22 protein-coding genes and 2 pseudogenes are annotated in these 24,429 nt (G+C 62.8%); 11 read left to right on the top strand and 13 right to left on the bottom strand.

Going from position 1 to position 24,429, the window contains the following annotated elements:
- Together VGL01_RS10730 and VGL01_RS10725 are read right to left on the bottom strand one after the other, a co-directional pair.
- Positions 1–411, bottom strand: a 411-nt coding sequence (locus VGL01_RS10730; RefSeq protein ID WP_331569069.1) for a porin, incomplete at its 3' end; no start/stop codon positions are given.
- Between the two features lie 169 nt (positions 412–580).
- The gene (locus VGL01_RS10725) at positions 581–1,474 is read right to left on the bottom strand and encodes a LysR family transcriptional regulator (RefSeq protein ID WP_331569067.1); all 894 of its coding nucleotides are present in this window, start codon (positions 1,472–1,474) and stop codon (positions 581–583) included.
- 168 nt (positions 1,475–1,642) lie between these two features.
- On the opposite strand from VGL01_RS10725, the gene VGL01_RS10720 reads away from it, so the two are divergent.
- A complete protein-coding gene (locus tag VGL01_RS10720) occupies positions 1,643–2,050 on the top strand; it encodes a DoxX family protein (RefSeq protein ID WP_331569065.1) in 408 nt (135 codons plus the stop codon).
- Between the two features lie 11 nt (positions 2,051–2,061).
- Here VGL01_RS10720 and VGL01_RS10715 read toward each other — a convergent pair whose 3' ends face one another.
- Positions 2,062–3,261: a YncE family protein gene (locus VGL01_RS10715; RefSeq protein WP_331569063.1), complete on the bottom strand. Its 1,200-nt coding sequence runs from the start codon at positions 3,259–3,261 to the stop codon at positions 2,062–2,064.
- Between the two features lie 138 nt (positions 3,262–3,399).
- On the bottom strand, positions 3,400–4,212 hold the full coding sequence (locus tag VGL01_RS10710; protein ID WP_414720222.1) for a creatininase family protein: 813 nt from the start codon (positions 4,210–4,212) through the stop codon (positions 3,400–3,402).
- 194 nt (positions 4,213–4,406) lie between these two features.
- Here VGL01_RS10710 and VGL01_RS10705 point away from each other — a divergent pair, with 194 nt between their 5' ends.
- Both VGL01_RS10705 and VGL01_RS10700 read left to right on the top strand, forming a co-directional pair.
- Positions 4,407–4,718, top strand: coding sequence for a DUF4148 domain-containing protein (locus tag VGL01_RS10705; protein ID WP_331569061.1), 312 nt, complete (start codon positions 4,407–4,409; stop codon positions 4,716–4,718).
- A gap of 283 nt (positions 4,719–5,001) precedes the next feature.
- Positions 5,002–6,006, top strand: a complete 1,005-nt coding sequence (locus VGL01_RS10700; RefSeq protein ID WP_331569059.1) for a DedA family protein/thiosulfate sulfurtransferase GlpE — start codon at positions 5,002–5,004, stop codon at positions 6,004–6,006.
- Between the two features lie 63 nt (positions 6,007–6,069).
- On the opposite strand, the gene VGL01_RS10695 is transcribed toward VGL01_RS10700, so the two are convergent.
- From VGL01_RS10695 to VGL01_RS10685, 3 genes are all read right to left on the bottom strand, one after another.
- Positions 6,070–7,113, bottom strand: a complete 1,044-nt coding sequence (locus VGL01_RS10695) for an aldo/keto reductase (RefSeq protein WP_331569057.1) — start codon at positions 7,111–7,113, stop codon at positions 6,070–6,072.
- 204 nt (positions 7,114–7,317) lie between these two features.
- Entirely contained in the window at positions 7,318–8,775 is a 1,458-nt protein-coding gene (locus VGL01_RS10690; protein WP_331569056.1) for a YncE family protein, read from the bottom strand.
- Positions 8,772–9,227 (bottom strand): DUF305 domain-containing protein, encoded by a 456-nt coding sequence (locus VGL01_RS10685; RefSeq protein WP_331569054.1) that lies wholly within the window; start codon positions 9,225–9,227, stop codon positions 8,772–8,774. Before VGL01_RS10685 ends, VGL01_RS10690 begins: the two co-directional genes overlap by 4 nt.
- Before the next feature lie 270 nt (positions 9,228–9,497).
- Between VGL01_RS10685 and VGL01_RS10680 the strand changes: the two genes are divergently transcribed.
- Together VGL01_RS10680 and VGL01_RS10675 are read left to right on the top strand one after the other, a co-directional pair.
- Positions 9,498–10,016: a sigma-70 family RNA polymerase sigma factor gene (locus VGL01_RS10680; RefSeq protein ID WP_331569052.1), complete on the top strand. Its 519-nt coding sequence runs from the start codon at positions 9,498–9,500 to the stop codon at positions 10,014–10,016.
- A complete protein-coding gene (locus VGL01_RS10675) occupies positions 10,013–10,861 on the top strand; it encodes an anti-sigma factor (protein WP_331569050.1) in 849 nt (282 codons plus the stop codon). Before VGL01_RS10680 ends, VGL01_RS10675 begins: the two co-directional genes overlap by 4 nt.
- Before the next feature lie 130 nt (positions 10,862–10,991).
- On the opposite strand, the pseudogene VGL01_RS10670 reads toward VGL01_RS10675, so the two are convergent.
- Positions 10,992–11,675 (bottom strand): annotated as a pseudogene (locus tag VGL01_RS10670) (FadR/GntR family transcriptional regulator); the annotation flags it as partial.
- A gap of 246 nt (positions 11,676–11,921) precedes the next feature.
- Between VGL01_RS10670 and VGL01_RS10665 the strand changes: the two are divergent.
- The 3 genes and pseudogenes from VGL01_RS10665 to VGL01_RS10655 form a co-directional block, all read left to right on the top strand.
- A complete protein-coding gene (locus VGL01_RS10665; RefSeq protein WP_331569048.1) occupies positions 11,922–13,250 on the top strand; it encodes a C4-dicarboxylate transporter DctA in 1,329 nt (442 codons plus the stop codon).
- A gap of 60 nt (positions 13,251–13,310) precedes the next feature.
- Positions 13,311–14,321, top strand: a complete 1,011-nt coding sequence (gene alc / locus VGL01_RS10660) for an allantoicase (protein WP_331569046.1) — start codon at positions 13,311–13,313, stop codon at positions 14,319–14,321.
- Positions 14,318–14,824 (top strand): annotated as a pseudogene (locus tag VGL01_RS10655) (ureidoglycolate lyase); the annotation flags it as partial. The gene alc and the pseudogene VGL01_RS10655, both read left to right, overlap by 4 nt.
- A 47-nt stretch (positions 14,825–14,871) precedes the next feature.
- Here VGL01_RS10655 and VGL01_RS10650 read toward each other — a convergent pair.
- Both VGL01_RS10650 and VGL01_RS10645 read right to left on the bottom strand, forming a co-directional pair.
- Positions 14,872–16,182 carry an MFS transporter gene (locus VGL01_RS10650; protein ID WP_331569044.1) on the bottom strand — a complete coding sequence of 437 codons (1,311 nt, stop codon included), beginning with the start codon at positions 16,180–16,182 and terminating at the stop codon, positions 14,872–14,874.
- A 42-nt stretch (positions 16,183–16,224) separates the two neighbouring features.
- A complete protein-coding gene (locus VGL01_RS10645) occupies positions 16,225–16,995 on the bottom strand; it encodes a putative hydro-lyase (protein WP_331569042.1) in 771 nt (256 codons plus the stop codon).
- A 304-nt stretch (positions 16,996–17,299) separates the two neighbouring features.
- On the opposite strand from VGL01_RS10645, the gene VGL01_RS10640 reads away from it, so the two are divergent.
- The gene (locus tag VGL01_RS10640) at positions 17,300–18,232 is read left to right on the top strand and encodes a LysR family transcriptional regulator (protein ID WP_331569040.1); all 933 of its coding nucleotides are present in this window, start codon (positions 17,300–17,302) and stop codon (positions 18,230–18,232) included.
- 15 nt (positions 18,233–18,247) lie between these two features.
- On the opposite strand, the gene VGL01_RS10635 is transcribed toward VGL01_RS10640, so the two are convergent.
- Positions 18,248–18,733, bottom strand: coding sequence for an arsinothricin resistance N-acetyltransferase ArsN1 family B (locus VGL01_RS10635; protein WP_331569038.1), 486 nt, complete (start codon positions 18,731–18,733; stop codon positions 18,248–18,250).
- Positions 18,734–18,984: 251 nt separating this feature from the next.
- Between VGL01_RS10635 and VGL01_RS10630 the strand changes: the two genes are divergently transcribed.
- Positions 18,985–20,424: a sensor domain-containing diguanylate cyclase gene (locus tag VGL01_RS10630; protein WP_331569036.1), complete on the top strand. Its 1,440-nt coding sequence runs from the start codon at positions 18,985–18,987 to the stop codon at positions 20,422–20,424.
- A 112-nt stretch (positions 20,425–20,536) separates the two neighbouring features.
- Here the strand turns inward: VGL01_RS10630 and VGL01_RS10625 are convergent, their stop codons facing one another.
- Positions 20,537–20,698, bottom strand: coding sequence for a DUF1328 family protein (locus VGL01_RS10625; protein WP_173256962.1), 162 nt, complete (start codon positions 20,696–20,698; stop codon positions 20,537–20,539).
- A 325-nt stretch (positions 20,699–21,023) separates the two neighbouring features.
- Between VGL01_RS10625 and VGL01_RS10620 the strand changes: the two genes are divergently transcribed.
- Complete coding sequence (locus tag VGL01_RS10620; RefSeq protein ID WP_331569034.1) at positions 21,024–22,940, top strand: AAA family ATPase; 1,917 nt, start codon at positions 21,024–21,026, stop codon at positions 22,938–22,940.
- Between the two features lie 21 nt (positions 22,941–22,961).
- On the opposite strand, the gene VGL01_RS10615 is transcribed toward VGL01_RS10620, so the two are convergent.
- Complete coding sequence (locus tag VGL01_RS10615) at positions 22,962–24,260, bottom strand: DUF445 domain-containing protein (RefSeq protein ID WP_331569032.1); 1,299 nt, start codon at positions 24,258–24,260, stop codon at positions 22,962–22,964.
- Between the last annotated feature and the right edge of the window lie 169 nt (positions 24,261–24,429).

Genomic DNA, 24,429 nt, shown 5'->3' with positions numbered 1-24,429 from the left:
GGCGAAGACGGACGGGGTCAACGTACCGGAGGCGAACGCCGTGAGGTTCGTGCTCATGAAATCGTATTGGCGCCCGAACGTGAGCGTACCGAAGCGCTCGCTCGCGAGGCCGACCCACGCCTGGCGGCCGAACTCCAGCCCGCCTTGGGACAGCCGTCCATCGTTGAGCGTGAAACCGTTCTCAAGCCGAAAGACCGCGCGGTAACCGCCGCCGAGATCTTCCTGCCCCCGTAACCCCCACCGGTCCGATTGGCCGATGCCGCTCGTCTGGGCCCAAGCGTGATGGCCTGCTTCGTTCGTCACGAACGCCACGCCACCGTCGACGATTCCATACAACTGGACGGTACTCTGGGCATGCGCGCACGCGCTCGCCAAACCGCAGACCGCGGCACTCATAGCCCAGCGCTTCATGAGGAGCCCCCATCCGGAATTTTTCGTTTTATCGATCGATGGCGTACCGCGTAGAGTCATCGACACATTCGGACTCAGCATAGGCGATTCTCGATGACGGCGATAGCTGTACGACGAAACTGCTTGCGCCGCCTCCGATGAAACACGGACGGCCTCGCGGCGAGCGCGCTTACCGCACGCGCGCATCTGCCGAGATGAAGTCGAGGAACGTCCTCACTTTCGGCGAGAGATACTTGCGGTTCTGATAAACGCCGTAGAGCTGCGAATCGAAGACGCGATACCCGGGCAGCACGGCCTCGAGCCATCCCGCCTGGATATCCCGCGAGACGAGCGCGTTCGGCAGTAATGCGAGGCCCATGCCTTCGAGTGCCGCGAGGCGCATCAGCGATTCATCGTTGCTCTGAAGTACCGGTTCGACCTTGACTGTTTCGCGGCCATCGGGTCCTTCGATGTCGAGGCGGTTGACGTCCGGCATCAACGAATAGGAAAGCATGGCGTGCGTGCCGAGATCGGCCGCACGAGTCGGCCGCCCCGCACGGTCCAGATACGCGGGAGCGCCTACGATGTAAAACGTCACGGGAGCGATCGGCCGCGCGATCAGCGACTGCCCGAGCGCCATCGGGTTCGTGACACGTAACGCAAGGTCGATCCGCTCTTCGACCAGATTGACGAATCGTCCCGACAGGTCGACGTCGAGCCTCACTTCCGGATAACGGGCGCGGTAATCGTTCAGCACACCGATGAAATCCGGGTTGGCCATCCAAACCGGTGCACTGAGCCGAAGCGTGCCGCGCGGCGCCGCTCTCGATTGAGCGACGCTCGCCTCGACATCTTCCAGATCGTCGAGCATTTGCCGCGCGTGATCGAAATAGACCGTGCCTGCTTCGGTCAGGCTCAGGCGGCGGCTCGTCCGGTTGAGCAGCAATGCACCGAGGCGCCGCTCCAGATGCATCACGTGTTTGCTCGCCATCGCGGGCGACATGTCGAGCCGCCGCGCCGCCGCGGCAAAGCTCTTCAACTCGACAGCCAGACGGAACACCTGCATGCTCGTCAATGTATCCATCCGATCGTCAACCAGGAGTAAATGATGGATCAATCATAGCCGAGTTGATCCGCGCGCCGCCCCACCGTATCGTTCGCCACAGGTCGCAACCGGAATGCCCGCGAATGCCGTTGGACGAGCGTGCCTCCGGTGCACTTCCTCCTTATCGCTTCATTTCCGGCCACCATCATGATCAATCCGAGAACCGCCCCTTACGCCGCGCTGCTTTTACGAATCAGCCTCGGCATTCTCTTCCTCGCCCACGTCGGCCTGAAGTTTTTCGTATTTACGATACCCGGCTTCGTCGGCTTTTTCGGCTCGCTCGGATTGCCCGCTATTGCCGCCTATCTGACGATCGCCCTCGAGCTCGTCGGCGGCATCGCTCTGATCTTCGGTATCTATGCTTCGTGGGTGGCGATACCGCTCGCCATCGAAATGCTCGGCACCATCGTCATGGTGCACGGCGCGAACGGGTGGCTCTTCACGAACAAGGGCGGTGGATGGGAATACCCCGCCTTCTGGGCCGTCGCGCTCATCGCGCTGTTCTTGCTCGGCGACGGCGCGCATGCGCTGCGGCCCGCGCCGCAACGAGGCTGAAACCGCGCGGCTCAGCGCATGTTTCCCGTATGCCCGAGCGAATAACGCCCGGGCTGCGGCCATACCGTGAGCCCGTGAGGCTCCATCCCGACGGCGATCGAGCGCACCGCGCCCGTCGCCGTATCGATCGCATAGGCCACATCGTCGAAGCGGCCGGACAGCCATAGCGTCTTGCCATCCACGCTGACGTTACCCATATCGGGGCTGCCGCCGCCTGGAATCGGCCATGTCGCCACCACCTTGCGCGTAGCGAAATCGATGACCGACACGCTGCCCTTGCCGTGCTTCATGCCATGGACATGGCTCGAGCCGCGATTGGCGACGTAAAGCTTCGTGCCGTCCCGGCTTGGGTACAGGCCGTGCGTACCGACCCCGGTGGGGATGAACTCGAGCTCCTTGAAGCTATCGCCATCGACGACATGCACGCCATCCGCCGTCATGTCGGCCACATAAAACACCTTTCCGTCGGGCGCGATGCGCACGTCCTGCGGCATGCTCTTCTTGCCGAACGTGATGTAGCCGAGCACCTTGCGGCTCGTCATATCGATTTTGGCCAGCCCATGGCCGAACTCGCAGGTGAAGACCGCGTATTTGCCGTCGATCGAAAAATCCGCATGATTGATGCCCTTGCATTGCGGGACATCGAGGCTCGAATGCAGCGCCATCGTATGAGGGTCGCGAAAGTCGAGCCGCGCATGGGCCTCCGCGACGACGATCGCTTCCTTGCCATCGGGGGTGAAGTACATGTTGTAAGGATCGTCCACCGCGATGGCCACGCCGGGCTTGCCGGTCTTCGGATCGATCGGCGTCAACGTTCCATCGGTCCGCTCCTCGGCGTTGTTCGTCACCCACAGCGTTTGCAGATCCCATGACGGCACGATGTGCTGAGGACTGCGGCCGACCTTGAATTTATCGACGACTTTGAAGGTGGCCGGATCGATCACATAGACGTCGTCCGAACGCAGGTTCGGCACATACACGCGCGTCAATGCGCCGGCAACCGCTTTGCTGAGGTGAGCGCTGCCCGCTTCGCTGTAAAGGTTGCGCGGATCGACGACCGGCGGCATGCCAGGCACGGTCGTCACCGCCGGCTGGGCGCTTGCGGCGAACGCCGAGGCGCCGCTCGACAAGCTCGCCAAAACGACGCAAGCGGCGCCGATCGAAGCGCGGACTGACAGCAAGGTAACGCGGGCATCACGGTTCTGGCGCATAGGAAAGTCCGTTGTCGAATGTCGAATGTCGAAAAGCGAAGCGATCGCAAAACCCCAAAAAAAACGAATCGAAAAACCCGGGAATCGAGACCCAAGCAAAACCCGAAGCCGGCGAAAGCGCAAGCCGGCGTAATGTCGCTACTGCTTGCCCGTCGCTTTTTTGATGGCTTCGACGGTGCGTGCCACGATTGCATCGGTGCCGAGCCGCCCGAGCTCTGCGCTCGCGCGTCGCGGGTCGCCGCCATAGACGCCGTCCGCCGGTCCCGGTTTGGCCGCACGGCGCAATTCGTCGGTGCGGACCATCTGCGGTGCGACGGCCAGCAGCAGCGCCGTGTCGGCAAGCCCGGCATGCGTGCCGATCTCATCGTCGCGATAGCCATGTTGACGAAGAATCTGCGCGTAGCCCTCCGAACTCGTGCCGTAGTACTCCGGTGGCACCAACGCGTGCGCGCTGCCGCCCCAACGGCGGTTGAGGCTCACCACCGCCTGTTTGATGTCGTTCTGATATCCGCCATGATCGCCGAGGAATACGACGTTCTTGAAGCCATGAATCCGTAAGCTGTTCGCCGCGGATTCGAGTGTCTTCTCGAACACCTCGTCCGGCACCGTGATCGTGCCCGCGAAGCGCATATGGGAGGTGGGGGGTGCGTAGCTTCCCTCGGGCACATAGGCAATGACCGGCGCCACGAGCGCGTTGCCAAGCGCCTGCGCGATTCGCGCGGCGAGCACCTTCACGCGCGCATTGTGCTTGCCGAGCGCGACGTACGGCCCGCTTTGCTCCGTGCCGCCGATCGGAATGATCGCGGTCGTCTTGCCGGCTTTCACAGCGTCGCGCAACTCTGTCCAGGTGAGATCTTCCATCTGCACGGTATCCGGCGTTTGCGCGTGTACCGCATGCATTGCAAGGAGGATTGCGGCGAAAACGAAAGCGTTTTGTAAAAAACGATGCATGACGCAAGCCTCGAGTGAAAGTCCGCATTAAAGAGCCATCGGCAAACGTAGCGGCGATTATCGCCAAATACGTAACGGTGATTTCTCCAAATAGGAGTTAACCCTTAGCGTTTGGCTCGCTAGACTGCAGTCATCGGTTCAAGCAGTTGCATCGGCAATAACCGATAGGACAATCAAATCGGAGGTTAGTTATCATGAAATCGCTCATTCAAGCCGCAGTCATCGCCACGCTCATCGCCGCGCCGGCTCTTTCTTTCGCTCAATCGGACGCTCCGGTGTCCCGCGCTCAAGTAAAGGCGGAACTCGCGCAGTTCGTGCAGGCCAACCCGCACACGGCATTCGGCAAGGATCCGTACTACCCCGATAACGTGCAAGCCACCCAAGCCCGCATTGCCCAACAAGACGGCAACGTTGCGACTTCGTATGGCGGCACCGTAGCCGGTTCGTCGGCATCGGGCAGCCGCGCAGTCGGCCCGGCATTCAACGCTGTCTATTTCGGTCGCTAATACCATCGATCGGGCGCCCGGCCGCAACGGCAAAGGCAGCGCCCTGAAATCGTTCGGCCCTGCTGATCCGCGCCGGCCCGATCGTCGATGAAACGGCGATCGGGCCGGTGTTTGCCATCGGTACCTCCGCCGCCGGACATCCGGCGGTTTCGCCTGGCCCCCTTTGGCCGGGCGCTTTTTCGTTGCATACGCGCAATAGTGTTTTGAAAGCGAGGATGCGGCACTCGCGGCATAATTCGCGGGTGCGGCCGCCGGCCGACGCCCTCGCTCCGGACAACTCCCGATGCTCCACGATCTCGTCGCGCGCTACGGTCCCATGCTCGTATTCATCAACGCGCTGGCCGCGGCACTCGGACTGCCGGTGCCGGCCATGCCGACGCTCGTCCTGTTCGGCGCATTGGCCGCCATGCATCCCGGCTCGCTCGGCATCGCACTCGGCCCCGTGCTCGTGCTCGCCGTGTGCGCGACGCTGATCGGCGACAGTCTGTGGTTCTATGCCGGCCGCATCTACGGCGGCACGACGCTGAAGACGATATGCAGGCTGTCGCTTTCGCGTGACACCTGCGTACGCAAAACGGAACGCTTCTTCGGGCGATGGGGCGTACGTGTGCTGACCGTTGCGAAACTGATACCGGGCCTCTCGCTCGTGTCCGTGCCGATGGCAGGCGCGATGGGCACGTCGTATCGGACGTTCGTCGCGCACGATGGCGTCGGTGCCGCGCTTTGGGCCGGCATAGGGCTCGCACTCGGTGTGGCGCTCTCGCCGCAGATCGACTATCTGCTCGTGGCAGCGGGCCGGTTCGGGCGTGCCAGTGCGCTCTTCGCCGTCGCTTTCCTTTCGCTCTACGCGCTGTGGCGATGGGCACGCCGCCGGGCATTGCTTCGGGCGCTCGAATCGGCGCGCATCGATGTCGATACGCTGCATGCCCTGATGGAGTCCGGCGCGGCGCCGACGATCTTCGATGTCCGTTCGGATGAGACGCGCAGGCTCGATCCATTCGTCATTCCGGGTGCCCGCTTTGCCGACGAACGCGAGCTCGATGCCATCATTGCCGGGTACCGCCCCAGTCAAAAGCTCGTGATCTATTGCTCATGTCCGAACGAGGTGACAGCGGCATGGATGGCGAAACGGTTGGTCGATGCGGGCTTCGTCGACGTATTGCCGCTGAAGGGCGGTCTCGATGCGTGGCGCAATGCGGGGCTTGCCGTGTCGCCGCTGCCGCTCGAGGCGGCCGCCTCGCCGTTCAACGATGCGCCGCTCGGCGGGGGCGACCCGAAGATCGTCTGATGCCGCCCGCTCACGAACGTTGCGCGGCGCGCGGCACAGACGATGCGATGGCAGACGCTTGGCTCAGCGCGACTCGCTCAATTGCTTGCGTCGCACCTCGCCCTGACGCGCCAGCATCCAGCCCGGATACTCGGCGGGCATCGCGCTGACCCTGTCGAGGACGGCCAGCTCTTCGGCACTGAGTTCGACCGAGGTGGCGGCGATATTGTCATCGAGCTGATCGACACGCTTCGCGCCGACGATGACGCTGGTCACCACTTTTTGATGGAGCAGCCACGCGAGCGCGATCTGCGCGACGGATACGCCCTTTGTTTCGGCGATGCCGCGCATTGCCTCGATGCAGTCATAGCCGCGCTCGAGTTGCACCGGGGGGAAGTCGAAGGTCGTGCGTCGGCTGCCTTCCTCGGCCTTCTCGTGACGACCGTATTTGCCGCTGAGGAACCCGCCCGCGAGCGGGCTCCATACCATGAGGCCGAGGCCTTCGCTCGCCAGCATCGGCACGATCTCGCGCTCCAGATCTCGCCCCGCGATCGTGTAGTACGCCTGCAGCGATTCGAAACGGGCAAGACCGAGGCGCTCCGCTACCCCTAATGCTTTGACGATCTGCCAGGCCGCCCAATTCGAAACGCCGACGTAGCGCACGTGCCCCTGCTGCACGAGGTTATCGAGCGCGCGCACCGTTTCCTCGATCGGGGTCGCGGGATCGAACCCGTGCACCTGGTAAAGATCGATGTAATCGGTCTGCAAGCGGCGCAGGCTTGCTTTGACGCCATCCATGATGTGATGGCGTGATAATCCGCGCGAATTGATGCTTTTCGTGCCGGTCTCGCCGAACACCTTCGTTGCGACGATGACATTCTCGCGCGGCGTATCGAGATTCTTCAGCGCCGTGCCCGTCATCGACTCCGATACGCCATCCGAATAGACATTGGCGGTGTCGATGAAATTGATGCCCGCATCGATCGCGCGGCCGATCAGCTTCTCCGCGTCGGCTTGCTGCAACTGCCCGATCTGCCCCCAGATGCCGCTCGTACCGCCGAACGTCATCGTGCCCAGGCACAGCTCGGATACGAATAGACCTGTGGAGCCAAACTTTACGTAACGCATGACCCGATTCCCTCCATACACGCTTCGTTCATGACATCGCCGCGCCGCACGGCTGGCCCGCCTGGCCGGAGGCGGGACGCGTACGCACGAGCCGCGGCGCGCAAAGTATGATCCCGATGCCGCACGGCCTCGATACCCGATCGTCTCGGATTCTTGCCTGATTCTCTCGATGCGGTGCGCGAAAGCAGCGCTGCCGTGCGGCCATCAAAGCGACTGGCGCTGAACGGGCGCGCCGGGCTTGCCGGACACGCTCGGCGCGATGACGAGGTAGCGGCGCACATCGCCGGGCGCGCTTGCACCGGGGGCAACGATCTCGCGAATCTGGCCGACAGCGTTGACGACCGCGGAGCCCGCCGGGTTCGTCATGAATGCCGCGAGCGGCTCGATGCGACCGGTACCGTCGGCATGCTCCGTCAGCCCGAGCACATAGGCCTGCTTGGGCTCGAGTCCTGTCACGGCAGCCTGGAGCACCTGCAACAGGCCTTGATCGAAGAGCGCGACCGTCGTTCGCGCCGGGCCGCCTTGCACCGGTACGAGTTCGAGATGCGCCGCGCTCGCGGCAAGGCCGAGCGGCTCGGTGTTTTGCGTGCCGTCGCCGCGCGGCACCGCTTCAGGCACGTAGGCCACCGCTTGGGGCGCCTGGCCGACCGGGACCGTCGCCACGACCTTGTTGGTCGCCGTATCGATGACAGCCAGTGCATCCGCATTTTCGAGGCCGACATAAAGACGGCTACCGTCGCCCGACGGCCAGAGGCCATGCGGCAGATTACCGACGGGAATCGTCGCCACCTGCGAAAAATCGTCGGTGCGGAATACCTTCACCTGATTCAAGCCCCCGACCGTGACATAGGCGAACATTTCGCCGCCGCGACGAACGATGTTGACATGGTTGGTGATCGGTCCCGTGTCGAGCGTGGCAAGGACCTTGAACGGCGGCCGCGCGTCGAATACCTGGGTCTTGCCGATATCTTTCAGTGTGAACCACACTTGCGTGCCATCCGGCGTCGCCGCGATGTTCGGGCAAAACGGGCTTGCCTGGCGCACCTTGCCGACGATCTCGTGATCGGCGACGGAGATCACGTCGGTCTCCGGATTGAACGACGAGCAGACGTATCCGTACTTTCCGTCGGGCGAAAAGATCTGCATGCCGGGGCCGGCCGGCACCCTGATTCTCGTCTTCTCCTCGAAGGTCTTTCCATCGAGCACGGCGATATAGTTTTCGCCCCGGACCGTCACCCACACCTCGCTGCCGTCGGGCGTGAAAAAAGCCTCATGCGGCGAACGGCCGACATAAGTGATGTGCTTGACGGCATTCGTCTGCGTATCGATGAACGCGACCGAATTCGAACCGATCGAGACGACCGCGAGCGTGCGATGATCGGGCGAAAATCCCAGGCCGTGTACCAGTACCTGGCCCCGGTAAAGCGGGGACAAGTTCTTCGGCGCCGGATCCCCGAGCCGAATCGCCCCGACGAAACGATTGGTGACCGGATCCACGATCGACACGGTATTGGAGAACTGCTCGGCGGCATACACCCGGTCGCGATGCGTGATCGGCACATCGGGGCTCGACGCGGAGCCCGGCACCTGGCCCGCCCACGCGAGTTGTGCGGCAACAGCAGACATGGCGCAAGCGAGCGCGCGAAAACAAAGACCGTTCATTTGGACTCCTCAATGGCTGTGCCCGTGGGCTGGGAATGTTCGTGGGGGCCAGGCGCCGCCGATCGAGCCGGCTCAGATGCGAACCCGCCCTGGTCGGGTGCCGGTGCAGGCGCGGGCAGCGCCTCGCCGAGCGCGAGCCGCATGGCGACGATTTCCTGCTGCTGCTCGACGACGATCTCTTGCGCGATCCGCCTCAATTGCTCGTTGCGCCCGTGGCGCAACTCCGCCTGTGCCATGTCGATCGCGCCTTGATGGTGAGGAATCATCGTCTGCACGAAGTCGCGATCGACGTCGCCGGCCGGCTTGACGGACATGCCCTCCATCATTCGGGTCATCGCCCGATCGTTTTCCGCGAGGAAAGCGGATTCCTCTGAGCTGGCGGTAAATTTGCCGGCAGCGAACGCGGCACTGCCGAGCGCCAGCGCCGCTGCGAGAAGTGCAGTTTTTTTCATGAAAGTCCCGATGAATGCAAAGCAAAAACAAAGCGAACCATCACTGGGCGAACTGCACGAGACGCGGGGATATTCCATCGTCCGGGCGAATTTCCTCGAGGGCGTACCCTCACACGTCCCGGCTTCATCCGCGTGGAGTGCCACACGCCGCGCGCCGCGGCCCTGAATCGAATTTGAATCGGGCGGAATAATTGGGCCGCCGGCGGCGTTTGCCTCGAACAGAACAGGAATCCGAGCCAACATGCCTGAAGCCGCTGACCGGCAAGTCCCATGAACCAACGTGACGAGTTGATGGAGCACATTCCCCGACTGCGGCGGTATGCGCGCGCGCTCATTCACAACCGGGAACTCGCCGACGACCTCGTACAAGACACGCTCGAGCGCGCGCTCGGCCGCCTTCATCAGTTCGAGGCGGGCACCGATTTGCGCGCGTGGCTCTTCACGGTCATGCATAACGTTTTCGCCAGTCAAACCCGGCGGGCCGCATCGCGCGCGCATTACGTCGAGGCCGACGAGCAGCAACTGGGACAAGCCGAATTCGCGGTGCCGGGCGGCCAGTTGCGATCGCTCGAGATGCGCGATCTCGACTATGCGCTTCAGCGGCTGCCGGCAGAGCAACGCGAAGTGGTATTGCTGGTCGGCCTGGAAGAGATGAGCTACGCGGACGTCGCGCTGACGCTCGGCGTGCCGATCGGTACGGTCATGTCCCGACTGTCGCGCGGCCGTGAGCGGTTGCGAAACCTCATGGCAGGCGCTCAGCCCGTCGAAAAGCTGAAGGTGGTGCGATGACCGGTAAAACGAACCCTATCGGTGACGAAGTACTTCACGCGTATGTCGACGGCATGCTGTCGGACGAGGAGCGTGCGCACGTCGACCAGGCGATTGCGCGCGACCCGGCGCTCGCCGCTCGCGTGAACGACTATTTCGCGCTCAATGCGCTGCTTCGCGAGCGCTACGACCGCGTCCTCGGCGAACCGGTACCGAAGCGCCTACGGCCGGCCGCGCTGCAGCGCAGGCGTACAACCGCCAATTGGCCCTGGTTTGCGGGTCTTGCCGCCGCACTGCTGATCGGCATCGGCATCGGGGCGGAAGGCGGCATGCGGTTGGGCTACGAGCGCACCCCATCGGTTGCAGGTTCGAACGAGACAGGCGCCGTTCGAGCCGATGCAAGCCAGACGTTCGCGCGCCGCGCTGCCATCGCGCACGTCGTATACATGCCGACCGTGGAGCGGCCCTCGCAACTCGGTGCGAGCCACGAGCAGGACTTCGTACGATGGCTCTCTGCCAAGCTCGGCACCGACATTCATCCGCCGATATTGTTACGCAGCGGATATGAGCTGATAGGCGGCCGTCTGCTGCATGATGCCGACGGCGAGATGGCAATGTTCATGTATCGAGACGCACAGGGCCGGCGGGTGACGCTATCGATCTCGCACCGAAAGGCGAGCGCCGATACGACGGCTTTCGCGCTGTACCGCGACGGTCCCGTCAATGTCTTTTACTGGGTGGACGGCGATTTCGGTTATGCGATCTCGAGCGGGATCGATCGGCCGGCATTGCTCGCCTTGTCGCACGACGTTCACGAACAGTTGCGCTCACGGCCGTCCGCCGCGAAGCAGCCGAGCCCGGGTTGAAAAGCGCTCCGCGCTGAATCGGCGCGTGCAGCGCCGACTATCGCGACGACGCAACCTTGCCGTTTCGGCGCGGCTCCTTCGCCGCCGCACCGCCGGGGGTCTCGAGGACCGGCGCGGCGCCCGCTCCCGTCGGCACCGGAAAATGGACGCCGGCACGCTGGGCCGCGGCCACGATATGCGCCTCGATCGCACGCCCCGTGCGGCTGGCATCGCGCCGCCTCAGCGCCTCGACGATCGCGGTGTGTTCGCGATGCGTCGAGAGCGCGAGCTCCCGTTGATAGAACGGCAGCCGCTGGCTTTCCTGCATGATCTCCGCACTGTTGCGCAATATCGATTCGATGGCCGAATTGCCGGCCAGCGCAACGATCCGCATGTGGAATTCGAAATCGAGCGCGGCCGCCGCCTCGAAATCGCCCTCGACGAGCGCGACGCGCAACGCCTCCACGTTCTGATCCAGCACGGCCAGATCCTCGTCGCCGACGGCGAGAGCCGCCAGCCGCGCAACGAAGCCTTCGAGCGCATAGCGCATCTGATAGGTGTCCGGCAGCGAGACCTGATCGGCGAACCGCCAACGCTGAGTCCGGGCGGCCCGAGCGCGGCTGACATAAACGCCTTTGCCCGCGCGGATCGTCACGAGCCCGAGCGCCTCCAGCGTCGAAAGCGCTTCGCGCAACGAGGCGCGGCTGATTTCGAGTTCCTCCGAGAGCTGTCGCTGGGCAGGCAGCAGACTGCCGACGGGATAAATCCCTTGCTGAATGCGCTCGCGAATCGTGGAGATCGCGGCCTCGGTGACGGTTTGCGGAATGCTGTTCATGCGCGGCGGGTCGGATTTCAGGCGGTCAGACCGGTAGTGTATTACGAGCGGGCAATCGCCGCCGCAACCGCGCGGAGCAACGTTCCGCCGACGGGACCGATCCGAGGCGCGGGTTAACCCCCTTCGATCGGACCTTGACGCTCGCATATTGGGTTTCTAATATCCGCAATAACGAGTCCGGTCTGACCAGTTCGACCAGTCTGGCCACCGCGCCGTTACCGACTCATTATCGAATGGAGGCAGACTGTGTCGCGATTTCTGAATTCCCTTTTCGGGCGCGTGGTCATAGCGCTCATCGCCGGCGTGGCCATCGGTGCGCTGTTCCCGCATGCCGGCGAAGCGCTGCGTCCGCTCGGCGACGGCTTTCTCAAGCTCATCAAGATGGTGGTCGGGCCCATCGTCTTTTGCGTGGTGGTGAGCGGCATGGCCAGCGCGGGTGACCTGCGCAAGGTCGGGCGCGTAGGCGGCAAGGCCATCCTCTACTTCGAGGCGATGACGACGATCGCGCTCGTGATCGGCGCATTGCTGGCATGGTTCATCCATCCCGGTGCGGGAATGAATATCGATCTGCGTACGGTCGACGCGAGCGCACTCAACACTTACACGGAGCATGCTAAAAGCCTGAAGGACGTCGGCGGCTTTCTGCTGAAGATCATCCCCGACACGATCGCCGATTCGTTCGCCAAGGGCGACATTCTTCAGGTTCTAGTGTTCTCGGTACTGTTCGGCTCTGCCCTTTCGCTGCTTGGAGACAAGGCGGCACGCGTGTCGGGCTTCATCGACGATCTCGCCAAGGCGCTCTTTTGCGTGATGGGTTTCGTCATCAAGCTCGCACCGCTTGGCGTGCTCGGCGCCATCGCGTTCACGACCGGCAAATACGGCATCACGTCGCTCAAGCAACTGGGTTTGCTCGTCGCCGTCTTCTATCTGAGCTGCATCGTGTTCGTCTGCGTCGTGCTCGGCGTTGCAATGCGTATCGCGGGTTTCAACATCTTCAAGCTGATACGCTACCTCAAGGACGAGCTGTCGATCGTGTTCGGCACCGCATCGTCCGACGCCGTGCTGCCGCAAGTCATGCGTAAGCTCGAATGGCTCGGCATCAAGGATTCGACCGTCGGTCTCGTGATCCCCACGGGCTATTCGTTCAACCTCGACGGGTTTTCGATCTACCTCACGCTGGCCGTTCTCTTCATCGCGCAGGCCACCAACACCCCGCTCTCGATGCACGACCTGATCGTCATCGTGCTCGTGTCGCTGGTGACGTCGAAAGGCGCACACGGCATCCCCGGCTCGGCCATCGTTATCCTCGCCGCGACGCTCTCCGCGATTCCCGCCATACCCGTGCTCGGGCTCGTGTTGATCCTGCCCGTCGACTGGTTCGTCGGCATTGCGCGTGCGGTCACGAATCTGATCGGCAATTGCGTTGCCGCAATCGTGGTGGCGGCCTGGGAAAACGACATCGACCGCGCACGCGCCAAGCGCGTGCTGGATGGCGAGTCCGGCCTCGAATTCATACCGCAAGCGCCGTCTGCCGGTGCCGTGCCCCACGCCCCCGCAGCAGCGCGCGCTGGCTGATCGCAGCGATCACCCCCGCCGCTCGGGACCGCTCAACTCTCAGGACATCGACATCCCATCATGGCTATCGTTTCGTTAGACCCGAACGCTCCGGCGTTCACCCGGCGCTATGTCAATCTGGCCGACCCCCGGCTCGGCGCGCAAGCGCTCGAAGCAAGCGACGAGTTCTTTGCGCCCAAGGACCGCATGCTCAACCCCGAGGCCGCCGTATTCATTCCAGGCAAATACGACGACCACGGCAAATGGATGGACGGCTGGGAGACGCGCCGCAAACGTACGACCGGACATGACTGGTGCATCGTCAAACTGGCGCGGCCGGGCATCGTGAAAGGCGTCGATCTCGATACGAGCCATTTCACCGGCAATTTCCCGCCCGCGGCGTCGATCGAGGCGACCTGCACTGAAGGCGAACCGGGATCGTCGAGCGAGTGGGTCGAGATCCTGCCGTCGGTCGCGCTCTCAGGCAATGCGCATCACTATCATGCGATCGAGGCGAACCGCCCGTTCACGCACCTGCGCATCAATCTCTATCCCGATGGCGGCCTCGCACGCCTGCGCGTCTACGGTCAGCCGCAGGTGGACTGGAGCCGGCTTGCGAACACCGATACCGTCAACCTCGCGGCGATGGAGAACGGCGCCCATGTCGTGACGGCGAACAACCAGCACTTCGGGTTCGCCTCGAACATGCTGATGCCGGGACGCGGCGTCAATATGGGCGATGGATGGGAAACGCGCCGCCGTCGCGAACCCGGCAACGACTGGTGCATCGTCGCGCTCGCGCATCCGGGCGAGATTCACCGCATCGAAGTCGATACGGCACACTTCAAGGGCAACTACCCGGACCGCTGCTCGATTCAGGCTGCGTTCGTCACCGGCGGGACCGACGAGTCGCTCGTGACGCAATCGATGTTCTGGCCCGTCCTGCTGCCGGAGCAACGGCTGCAAATGGACGCGAACCATACGTTTGCCGGTGAGATCGTCAACAACGGGCCCGTGACCCATGTGCGATTCAATATCGTGCCCGACGGCGGTGTCTCGCGTCTCAGACTGTTCGGGAGTCCGAAACGATGAACGTCCTCGAAATCGAGCCGCTCACGCGTGAAGCATTCGCGCCGTTCGGCGACGTCATCGAGCTCGACGGCGCGCGTCGCTTTCCGATCAACGCGGGCACGACCGAGCGTTATCACGATCTCGCCAACATCGATGTCGGCGATGCGGGTGGGCGCGTGCTCGTCAACGTCTTCCGCGCTCAGCCGTTTCGCTTTCCGATCGAGATTCGGATGATGGAGCGCCATCCGCTCGGCTCGCAGGCGTTCATACCGATTGGCGATGCGCCTTACCTCGTCGTTGTCGCCCCGCGCGGCACGCTCGACGCCGGACAGCTGCGCGCCTTCGTGACGCGCGGCTGGCAAGGCGTCAACTATGCCAAGGGAGTCTGGCACCACCCGTTGCTCGCGCTCGGGGACCGCAGCGACTTCATCGTCATCGATCGCGGCGGGGCAGGTGCCAATTGCGAAGAGGTTCAGTTGAGCGAGCCTTGGACGATTCCGGATGCAGTTGATGCAGTTACTGCGCTTGACGCGCCGCACTTGGAGCAGGCGTCGAGCCTGCCCGAACACGCTCAGGTCTCGAGCGCCGCCCCGCGTGTTTCCGGCAAGGTGATCGCAGCGAGTACGACGACGCCGTAGGCGATCGCCGCGAATACGCCGATGGCCGAGCCAAGCGACATCGTCTGCGCGACGAGCCCGATCAGGAACGGGAACGTCGCGCCGACGGCGCGGCCGAAGTTGTAGCAAAACCCCTGGCCGGAGCCGCGAATACGCGTTGGAAAGAGCTCGGTCATGAATGCGCCCATGCCGGCGAACAACCCCGACGCGAAAAAGCCGAGCGGGAACCCTAGCACCAGCAGCACTTCGTTGTTCATCGGAACGCGCGTATAGACGAGCGCGATCAGCATCGACGCCACCGAGAACAGAATGAACGTCAGGCGCCGGCCGAAGCGGTCGCTCGAAAGCGCACCGCACAGATAGCCAGCGTAGGACCCGGCAATGACGACGGCGAGATATCCGCCGGTGCCGACCACGCTCAGATGCTGCTCGGTTTTGAGCCAGGTGGGCAGCCACGTCGTGATGGCGTAGTAGCCGCCTTGCGCGCCCGTTGCCAGTACCGCCACGCGCAGCGTCGTGAACCAGACTCCGCCGCCGAAGATTTCGAGGAACGAGGTGCGCTGGCCTTCGGCCGCTTCACGTTGCTGTTGCTGGCGATGAATTTCCGGTTCGTCGACGAGCCGGCGGATCAGGATGACGAATGGCGCCGGCAGCACGCCGAGGGCGAACAGCACGCGCCACGCCGTATCGGCCGGCATCAGCGAAAAAACCAGCGTATAAAGCCCGGCCGACACCGCCCAGCCGATGGCCCATCCCGCCTGCACCATGCCGACCGCCTTGCCGCGATCGCGCGGGCGAATGATTTCGCCGATGAGCACCGCGCCCGCCGTCCATTCACCGCCGAAACCGAAACCCATCAAGCCGCGCGCGACGAGCAATTGCGTGTAGTTTTGCGTCAACGAACACATCAGCGTGAAAAAGGCGAACCACACGATCGTGATCTGCAACGTCCTCACTCGGCCGATGCGATCCGACAGAATGCCCGCGATCCACCCGCCGAGGGCCGACGTGAGCAACGTCACGGTGCCGATGAGCCCTGCTTCGCCTTTGGTCAGCCCCCAGCTTGCGATCAGCGCCGGGATCACGAAGCTGAGAAACTGCGTGTCCATCGCGTCGAGCGCGTAACCGATCTTGCAGCTCCAAAAGGCGCGACGTTCGCCTCGGCTCGTGTGTGCATACCAGCCGAAGAGGCCTGGTGAGGCGGGCAAAGGCGCCTCGGGCTCCGGGACCGGTGCGCTACCGGCGTAGTGGGCTTCCGTAGTCATGACAGCTTCTCCGAACAATCAGCTTGATGGTGGCGTATCGGCTCACAGGATCGCGAGCGATGCATTGGGGATATCGGTCACGAGCATGTGCCCGGGCCTGTGTGCGATCGCGAACGGCAGCCGTGCGCTTTCGATCGCGCTTTGCGGGGTGACGCCGCATGCCCAGAAGAGCGGCAATTCGTGTTCGCGAACGGTGACGGCATCGCCGAAGTCCGGACGGCTCAAGTCGTCGATGCCGATGGCCGCCGGGCTGCCGATATGCACGGGCGCGCCGTGCACGCCCGGAAAACGGCTCGTGATCTGCACCGCCCTCACCGCATGCGCTCCGCTCATCGGCCGCATCGAAACGACCAACTGCCCGCCGAACGGGCCCGCGGGCTGGTTGGCAATCGACGTGCGATACATCGGCACGTTGACGTTTTCCTCGATATGCCGCAATGGAATACGGTCCGACGCCAGTATCTGCTCGAACGAAAACGAACAGCCGATGGCAAAGACGACGAGATCGCTCCGCCAATGCTCGACGATGTCGCGCGGCTGCTCGGTCAGGACGCCATCGCGATAGACGTTGTAACCCGGTACGTCGGTACGGACATCGACGTCGCGCCCGAGGGCCGGCAGATGCCCTTGTCCGGGCTCGCCGACTGCAAGCAGCGGACAAGCCTTGGGATTGCGCTGACAAAAACGGAGAAAGTCTTCGGCATAGGCCTTCGGCAGAATAGCGAGGTTCGCCTGGGCGTACTCGCCGCAATGGCCTGCCGTCGGTCCGTGGAACCGCCGGGTGCGGACCTGCTGGCGGAATTCGTATGGCATGGAGATCTCGTGGTCGCGAAGCATGAAACGCAGCGTATGCGCGTCAAAATCGACGCGCCAGCGAATATTTGTGATCGTTTCCGTTTAGGAAAACTTAACGGAAGTATCAGGGTCTTCCCGGATGGATTGCCGATGAGTCAAACCCAGTCGCAGCGTTGATCCTGCTCTGGTCTCCAATGCTGACAAGGCAAGGCACCCTTCTTTGCAACGTTCGACGCATGCGGTCGGCGGGAATATCGGCTTCAGACCAGCCCGCCTTCGATGCACGGTCTTTGTCGATTTTTGGCGCATTCATAATGCAACAATGAACACCCGCTTTCTTGAAACCTTCGTTACGCTCGCTCAGCTCGAGAGCTTCAGAGCGACCGCGCGGGCGTTGCACGCCACGCCCGCCGCGATTTCGCTACGGATTCGCTCGCTGGAAGACGAACTCAAATGCGAACTCGTCGATCGCAGCACGCCGAAGTTCCGCCTGACGCCAGCCGGGGTCGGCCTGCTCGGCTTGGCAGCGAATGTGGTCGACGCGGTGCGCGCGTTGCGGGAGGCGGCGGGACAGAAAGTGGTGGTGGGCGGCAAGTTGCGGCTTGGCGTGATCGAAACGGTCGTGCATAGCTGGCTCGCGCACTACATCGCGCATTTGAACGCCCATTTCCCGAAGCTCGAAATCGACCTGACCGTCGATACGAGTGCCGTGTTGCAACGGCGCCTGCTCAGCGGCGAGCTGGATCTTGCGATTCGCGTGGAGGGTATCGATAGCACGAAGGTCGTGTCGAGCGCCGTTGCAAGCTATCCGGTTCGTTGGATCGCACGCCGCGGGCTGCTTTCACCGCGCAAATCGGGGCTTGCGCTGCGTGTGCTCAAACGTCCGTTGCTGACGTTCGGTCGCGGCACGGCCCCGCAGGTCGCACTCGAAAGCATCGTTCATGCGCTCGCGCGGGAACACGGGATAGCTCAGGAAACGACGCGCATCACGTGCTCGCCATCGGTTGCCGCGATCGTCCAGCTGATTCGCGACGGCTATGGGGTGGCCGCCATCCCACGACTTTTCGTTGCCGACGCGCTGCGCAGCGGCGAATTCGTCGAATTGCCGCTGACGCCGATGCCCCCACCGATCGTCGTCTCGCTGTGCCGGCCGGTGGATGCCAGCGTGACAGTCAACGCCGCTGTCAACGCCGCCCAGGATGCATGCTCCACCTATTGCCGATCGTTTGCGAAGGATCTGATCGAGCCGCTTTGATCGGCAGGCCCGGCCTCACAGAATGAGTTGCCAGTACCCCACGTCGACCCAGCGCCCGAACTTGAACCCTACCTGCTCGAAGTGCGCGACTTTCCGGAAGCCGAAGCGTTCGTGGAGCGCTTGACTTCCCTCGTTCGGCAACGCTATGCCACCGATGACGACATGCGTGGTGCCCTCGCGCAAACGAGCGATCAGCGCCTCGTAGAGTTCGACACCGATGCCCTGCCCCGTATGCCCCGCGGCGACGTAGACGGAACTTTCGACGGAAAACCGGTACGCGCAGCGGCCCTTCCACTTGCTTGCGTAGGCGTAACCGACAACCTGACCGGCTCGCTCGGCGATCACCCAGGGCAGACCGGCCTCGGTCACTTCGAGGATGCGGGAACGCATCGCCTCCGCGGAAACGAACTCGGTCTCGAACGAGATGGTCGTGTTCTCCACGTAGTGGTTGTAGAGACTGGCGATCGACGCCGCATCTTCCGGTGTTGCCGAGCGAATCAAGTCAGTTCTCCTTGGCGGTTGCTGTTATTGCCGATAACGCTGAATTATCTACTCGGCAGTTGATGTGCGGGGAAAGGTTTCAGGCATCAAGTTTCCCGCATATCGGCCGTTATCGGCGTTATGGGTGCTTGCCGATGCGACGAACCCAGTCCGGCATAATATGACATCCAAATTTTCATCGCAGCTCGCACGCCACGGTTCGGTTCCCGACAGCCTGCGTTTCACTGCTCCGTGCTAGCCCGGACCGGACTATGGAAGTCACGCTCATTCATTTGACCGCTGCGAAGCGGCACCGTTTTGCGGCCGCCATCGCGGCGACCGTCCTGATTTGCGCCGCGCTGTTCGTCTGGCCGCACGCGAAGGCTCAAGCCATCGTCGTGCAGCCGTTCATGCCCATCTTCGCGACGTCGGTGACGCTCACGGCAGCGCTGACCGCTTTTTTACTCTGGACGCAATACCGAGCATCGCGACGGTTCGTATTCGCAGTGCTCGCGAGCGCCTACGCATTCGCGAGCATCAGCGCGGCAATTCATTTGATTGTCTTCCCGGGGGTGTTTTCGGGCACGGGCCTGCTTGGCGCCGGACGACAAACCTCCATCTGGATCTGGCTGCTCTGGCATGGAGGATTTCCACTGTTGGTCACACTCGCGCTGGCGGCGCGATGGCGGCCGCCGATCGACGCTCGCTCGGAACACCGGCGTGGCGCCCTCGCACTCGTCGCATCGGTCTCGCTATCGATCGCATTGTCGGCGCTAGCCATCGTGGAGCATGGCCGGCTGCCGGATCTGGTTTCAAGCACGCAGTACTACCGGCATCTGACGCCCGGCCCCGCGCTGCTCATCGTCGAAGCGGTCTGCGCGGGCGCACTCGTCACGCACGCCATGGTCACGCGGCTAAAAACGTCGATGGATTTGTGGCTTGCCATCGCACTGCTTGCGGAGCTCATCGACGTAACGTTGACGCTCGCGGCGGGAGCGCGGTACAGCGTCGGCTGGTATGCGGCGCGCCTCGCATCGATGGCATCGGCCAGCGCGCTCCTGGGCATGCTGATGTACGAGACCAGCGGACTTTATAGGAAATTGGCCGAGGCACATCGTGCACTCAAAGAATCGTCGGTGCGTGATGGGCTCACAGGCCTGCTCAACCGGGCGTATTTCGACGAGCGCTATCGCCGTGAATTCGCGCTTGCGGCCGAGTCTGATCGTCCGCTCGGCGTCCTGCTGGTCGATGTCGATCATTTCAAGGCGTATAACGACGCGTTCGGACATCTGGCCGGCGACGAATGCCTGCGGCGAGTCGCGCAGACGCTTGACGCGCAATTGCGGTATCCGGCCGGCTTCATCGCGCGATACGGTGGAGAGGAATTCATGGCCGTGCTGCCGGACTGCGATCGGCAAACCGGCCTGGCCATCGCGGAGCGCTTGCGCCGCGCGATCGCGGATCTGCAGCTGCCCGCGCCTCCGAAAAGCTCGCCGCATGTCACGGTGTCGATCGGGCATGCGTCGAGTCAGTTTCCATGCGGTGCCAGACCGCAAGCGTTGCTCGCCCATGCCGACGCCGCGCTCTATCGAGCGAAGGCCGGCGGACGGAACCGGGTGGAAGACCAAAACGGCGCGCGATTGCCCATGCCATCCGGCTCTCAGACGACGACCGACTCCAGCGAGGCGATGCACTCCCGCGTGGAGTCATGAGCGGTGGAGGCCGCCGCGGACGCTTGGCGCTGCGGCGCTGACTCCGGCGGCTGGATAACCGCCGGACTCAGCGCGCAGCAGCGCAAAAACTGCCTGGCTCAGCTTGCTCCCGTCACCGTCGCACGAGTCCCATGATCAGCGTCACGAGGAAGATGACGACGAAGACGAAGAACAGGATCTTGGCGATACTCGCCGCGCCTGCCGCGATGCCGCCGAAGCCGAATGCAGCGGCAATGACCGCGATGATGAAGAAAACGAGAGCGTAATACAGCATGATCTGACCTCCGTTGGCTGTTGCGGGTCGTGCGCCCAAGCTGCACGCATCGCTTTCCCTCAAGCAAGCGACGTACCGCATATGCTCCGCCCCCGCTCCGCCCCGGCTGATACAGGACAGTCCAAGGTCGCTCCGGCCCCCGCTCATTGCTCGAATCCCGGGAATAACGGCAAATTTGGCCTTTCCTTGCCTTTTGGTTATATGCAAACCACAGGCATAATGCGACTGGTGCACTGCACTGAATAGGGGTCGCATAATAGTTACGTTTTTCCTCCTACTTAATTGCGCCGCCTTATAGACCACGACCCCGTTTTAGGAAACTTGCATGAAACCGGCAAAGAATTCGCCGCGCGCCCGAATCGTCCGATATATGGTCTTTGGCGCAATCTCCATAGCTATCGCGGTAATCACAGCATTCGGCTATCTGCGCTATGAGCAGCGCGGCGGCGCGACGCATCCGGCGCTGACCGGCATCGCCCTCCAGATGCGACACGATCCCGCAGCCTGGACGCGGCAAGAGCGGGACGCATCGGAAATGCTGCGCGACATTCGCGAGGAGAAGGTTGCCGCAATAGGTGTGAGCCGTGACGCGATTCTGGTGTCGACGCAAACGGGGGCTAAATACTTCGTGACCGATCACAATGGCGCGTTTTCAAATGCGCTGTTGCTCGGCGAAATGAAAGCGGGCGCCGATGCGCCTTATCAACTGGTCTGGCTGCCCGACGCGAACGTCCAAACCGGAATGGCTCGCTGGGCTGCCGTATTCGACAAGATTCGCGACCTCATTACCCTTTTGATGCCCCTGATGTTGATCGGCGGCCTCTTCTGGTTCATGCGCCGCGAAATGACGGGCGGCGCGCAATTGCTCGAAGAGTCGCCGACATTGCGCTTCGAGGACGTCATCGGCGCCGGTGAAGCCAAAGCCGCACTGGCGGACGTTCAGTCGTATCTGACCGACCCGGCGCGATTCACCGATATGGGCGTGCGCGCCCCCTGCGGCATTCTGATGACGGGCGGCCCTGGCGTCGGCAAAACACGCTTGGCGCAAGCGCTCGCGGGCGAATGCGGCGCAAGCTTCATCTCGATCACCGGCAGCTATTTCAGCGCGAAGTATTACGGTGTCGGTATTCAGAAGGTCAAGCATCTGTTCGAGCTGGCGCGTAAAAACGCGCCCACCGTCATCTTCATCGACGAAGCCGACGGCCTCGGCAAGCGCACCGATACCGGCGGCGGCCCGGCCGAAGCGGAAAGCAACCGCATCGTCAATCAGTTGCTGGCGGAAATGGATGGCTTCGCATCCAACCAGGGGGTGATCGTCGTCGCCGCGAGCAATCATCCCGAGAACCTCGACGAAGCGTTGCGCCGGCCCGGCCGGTTCGATCGCACAGTACAAGTGCGCCTGCCGGATCTCGAAGACCGCGCGGAGATTCTCCGCTTTTATGCGGCGAAGCTGACGTCCAAGGCGAACGATATCGACTTCGGGCAATTGGCCCGGCTGACGACGGGGCTTTCGCCCGCCACGCTGGCGATGATCGTCAACCAAGCGGGCCTGGTCGCTCGCAAAGCTGGCGCGAGCACCATTACGGCCGCGCATTTCATCGAAGCCATCAAGATCGCGCGCATCGGCGACGTCAGCGGCGCGGAACGCGCACTGTCGGAAGAAGAACGTACGCGTATTGCCGTTCACGAAGCGGGGCACGGTCTGGTGGCGGCTCTGCTCCATACCGGCGTGCTCGAGGAAATCACGATTTTGCCGCGGGGCGGCGCACTCGGCGTGGCACTGGTCACGAAAGCGCAAGACAAGCACCTCTATCGCGAGACGGAGATGCGCAACGAAATCCAGGTGCTGCTCGGCGGACGTAACGCGGAGTTGCTGGTGTTCTCCGAAGCGTCGAGCGGCGCCGCGCAGGATTTGCAGGAAGCTTCGCGGATCGGGCTCGACATGGTGTCGAAGTTCGGCTTCAACGCCGACGGAAACCTGTTCAGCCTCGCGGCGCTGCCGGCTCAATACGCGGGCTTGCAGCTCAAGAATGCGATCGAACACGCGAACGTTCTGCTGCGGGAGCTCGACGATGCATGCCAGGCGTTGTTGCGCGCCAACGAACCGGTATTGCGGGCCATCGCCGAGCGCCTGCTCGAATCCGAAACGGTATCGGGCGACACGGTCGAACAACTGATTCGCGAGCATGCCGCGGCCTCGAGCCCCAGCATGCATCTCGCTCAGGAGCCGGCCGCGGCGTAAGGTCTTGCCCGCCCACCGAACTCACTGCAGCCATACGGTCAGCAGATGAATCGCGAGCCCAACGCAGCCTCCGACGAGCGTTCCATTCAGGCGAATGAACTGCAGGTCGCGGCCGATGTTGAGCTCGAGCTTCTCGACGACCTCATGTTCTTTCCATTCCTTCATCTTGCTCGCGATGAACACGCCCAGCTTCGGCCGGAAACGATCGAGCAGACGCGGCACCTGCAGCAGAATCTGCTCGTTGACGACCTGCTGCATTCCCGCATCGTCCGCGAACGCGGCACCGAACGCGCTCACGGCACCCGACAGCCTTGCCCGAATGGCCGACTGACCGCTCGCAATATCCGCACGCAGCCAGGCGTTGAAATCTCGCCATAGCCCATCGATATAGTCGGTCAGCACTTCATTAGCGGCCAGTTGACGCTGATAGGCGCGAATTTGATCGCGAAACGCGGGATCGTCTTTCAGTCTCGCGATCAATCGCCATACCGCCCGGTCGAATTCGGCGCGCAGCGGATGATCCGCATTCCGATCGACTTCGTCCAGCAGTTTGCCGAGAAAATCGAGCAGCTTCTCGATCGCATAGTTCGCTGTCGAATCCTTCCATGACTTGAAATAGAGCGGAATTTTGTCCGCCAGGAATTCGGCCACCCGATGCTTGATGCTTTCGTCGTTCAGATACTTGCTCGTTGCCGTGAGCATCTGATCGAGCACGGCCTGGTGCCGGCCGTCGTGCGTGAGCGCTTGAAGGATTTGCCCCGCCAATGTCGACAAGTCGATATCCGCGAACTTGTCCGCCACCGTCTTTCTCAGGAACGCGCGCACCTTGGCGTTGTCGAGCAGCGTCAAGCCGTAGCTCAACAGTTTGACGGCACCCGAACCGATGAGATCCGCGTTCTTTTCGTCGGCCAGCCATTGTGCCGCTCTCGCCGCCGGATCGACGGCCCGGATCACGTTCGTCACACGCTCCGTCGAAAAGAACTCGCCCTGAACGAAATCGCCGAGGTTATCGGCGATGCGATTCTTGTTCTTCGGAATGATTGCCGTATGGGGGATGAACGACAGGCCGAGCGGATGACGAAAAAGCGCCGTCACGGCAAACCAGTCGGCCAAGGCGCCGACCATCGCTGCCTCGGCGAATGCGCCGATGAAGGGCCATGCCGGGCTCGATCGAGCAAAGACGACCGAAACGCCATAGAGCACCGTGACGCCTATCAGCAGTCCCGTGGCAAGCCAACGCATCTGCCTCAGACGCAGGCGCTTGAGCTCGTCCTCGGCGCTCGACAGGCGCGCATAGACCGAATCCGTAGAGATCGACATCGTATTAGCCACTTGGTACGCAAAGGACTTGTTCGAGTTGATGACAGGCGGGCGCAGGCCATCTCGGCCGCAGCGGATGATCGGCTGGCACGAAGTCTTCCAGCTTTACCGTCGCGAACAGCGGTTCTTGCATCTCATCCATTCCGCGCATCGCACTCATCGCCTAGAT

This window comes from Trinickia sp. (assembly GCF_036503415.1).
Taxonomy (GTDB): domain Bacteria; phylum Pseudomonadota; class Gammaproteobacteria; order Burkholderiales; family Burkholderiaceae; genus Trinickia.
The sequence above is the reverse complement of the archived record's forward strand: the minus strand, read 5'-3'. Positions and strand labels throughout refer to the sequence as shown.

Bases quoted from the DNA above. Each gene is read 5' to 3' on its own strand.
- VGL01_RS10715 (WP_331569063.1), bottom strand. From the start codon at position 3,261: ATGCGCCAGAACCGTGATGCCCGCGTTACCTTGCTGTCAGTCCGCGCT.
- VGL01_RS10640 (WP_331569040.1), top strand. From the start codon at position 17,300: ATGAACACCCGCTTTCTTGAAACCTTCGTTACGCTCGCTCAGCTCGAG.
- VGL01_RS10690 (WP_331569056.1), bottom strand. From the start codon at position 8,775: ATGAACGGTCTTTGTTTTCGCGCGCTCGCTTGCGCCATGTCTGCTGTT.
- VGL01_RS10675 (WP_331569050.1), top strand. From the start codon at position 10,013: ATGACCGGTAAAACGAACCCTATCGGTGACGAAGTACTTCACGCGTAT.
- VGL01_RS10700 (WP_331569059.1), top strand. From the start codon at position 5,002: ATGCTCCACGATCTCGTCGCGCGCTACGGTCCCATGCTCGTATTCATC.
- VGL01_RS10710 (WP_414720222.1), bottom strand. From the start codon at position 4,212: ATGCATCGTTTTTTACAAAACGCTTTCGTTTTCGCCGCAATCCTCCTT.
- VGL01_RS10705 (WP_331569061.1), top strand. From the start codon at position 4,407: ATGAAATCGCTCATTCAAGCCGCAGTCATCGCCACGCTCATCGCCGCG.
- VGL01_RS10630 (WP_331569036.1), top strand. From the start codon at position 18,985: ATGGAAGTCACGCTCATTCATTTGACCGCTGCGAAGCGGCACCGTTTT.
- VGL01_RS10645 (WP_331569042.1), bottom strand. From the start codon at position 16,995: ATGCCATACGAATTCCGCCAGCAGGTCCGCACCCGGCGGTTCCACGGA.
- VGL01_RS10615 (WP_331569032.1), bottom strand. From the start codon at position 24,260: ATGTCGATCTCTACGGATTCGGTCTATGCGCGCCTGTCGAGCGCCGAG.
- VGL01_RS10650 (WP_331569044.1), bottom strand. From the start codon at position 16,182: ATGACTACGGAAGCCCACTACGCCGGTAGCGCACCGGTCCCGGAGCCC.
- VGL01_RS10695 (WP_331569057.1), bottom strand. From the start codon at position 7,113: ATGCGTTACGTAAAGTTTGGCTCCACAGGTCTATTCGTATCCGAGCTG.
- VGL01_RS10625 (WP_173256962.1), bottom strand. From the start codon at position 20,698: ATGCTGTATTACGCTCTCGTTTTCTTCATCATCGCGGTCATTGCCGCT.
- VGL01_RS10620 (WP_331569034.1), top strand. From the start codon at position 21,024: ATGAAACCGGCAAAGAATTCGCCGCGCGCCCGAATCGTCCGATATATG.
- VGL01_RS10725 (WP_331569067.1), bottom strand. From the start codon at position 1,474: ATGGATACATTGACGAGCATGCAGGTGTTCCGTCTGGCTGTCGAGTTG.
- alc (WP_331569046.1), top strand. From the start codon at position 13,311: ATGGCTATCGTTTCGTTAGACCCGAACGCTCCGGCGTTCACCCGGCGC.
- VGL01_RS10685 (WP_331569054.1), bottom strand. From the start codon at position 9,227: ATGAAAAAAACTGCACTTCTCGCAGCGGCGCTGGCGCTCGGCAGTGCC.
- VGL01_RS10720 (WP_331569065.1), top strand. From the start codon at position 1,643: ATGATCAATCCGAGAACCGCCCCTTACGCCGCGCTGCTTTTACGAATC.
- VGL01_RS10680 (WP_331569052.1), top strand. From the start codon at position 9,498: ATGAACCAACGTGACGAGTTGATGGAGCACATTCCCCGACTGCGGCGG.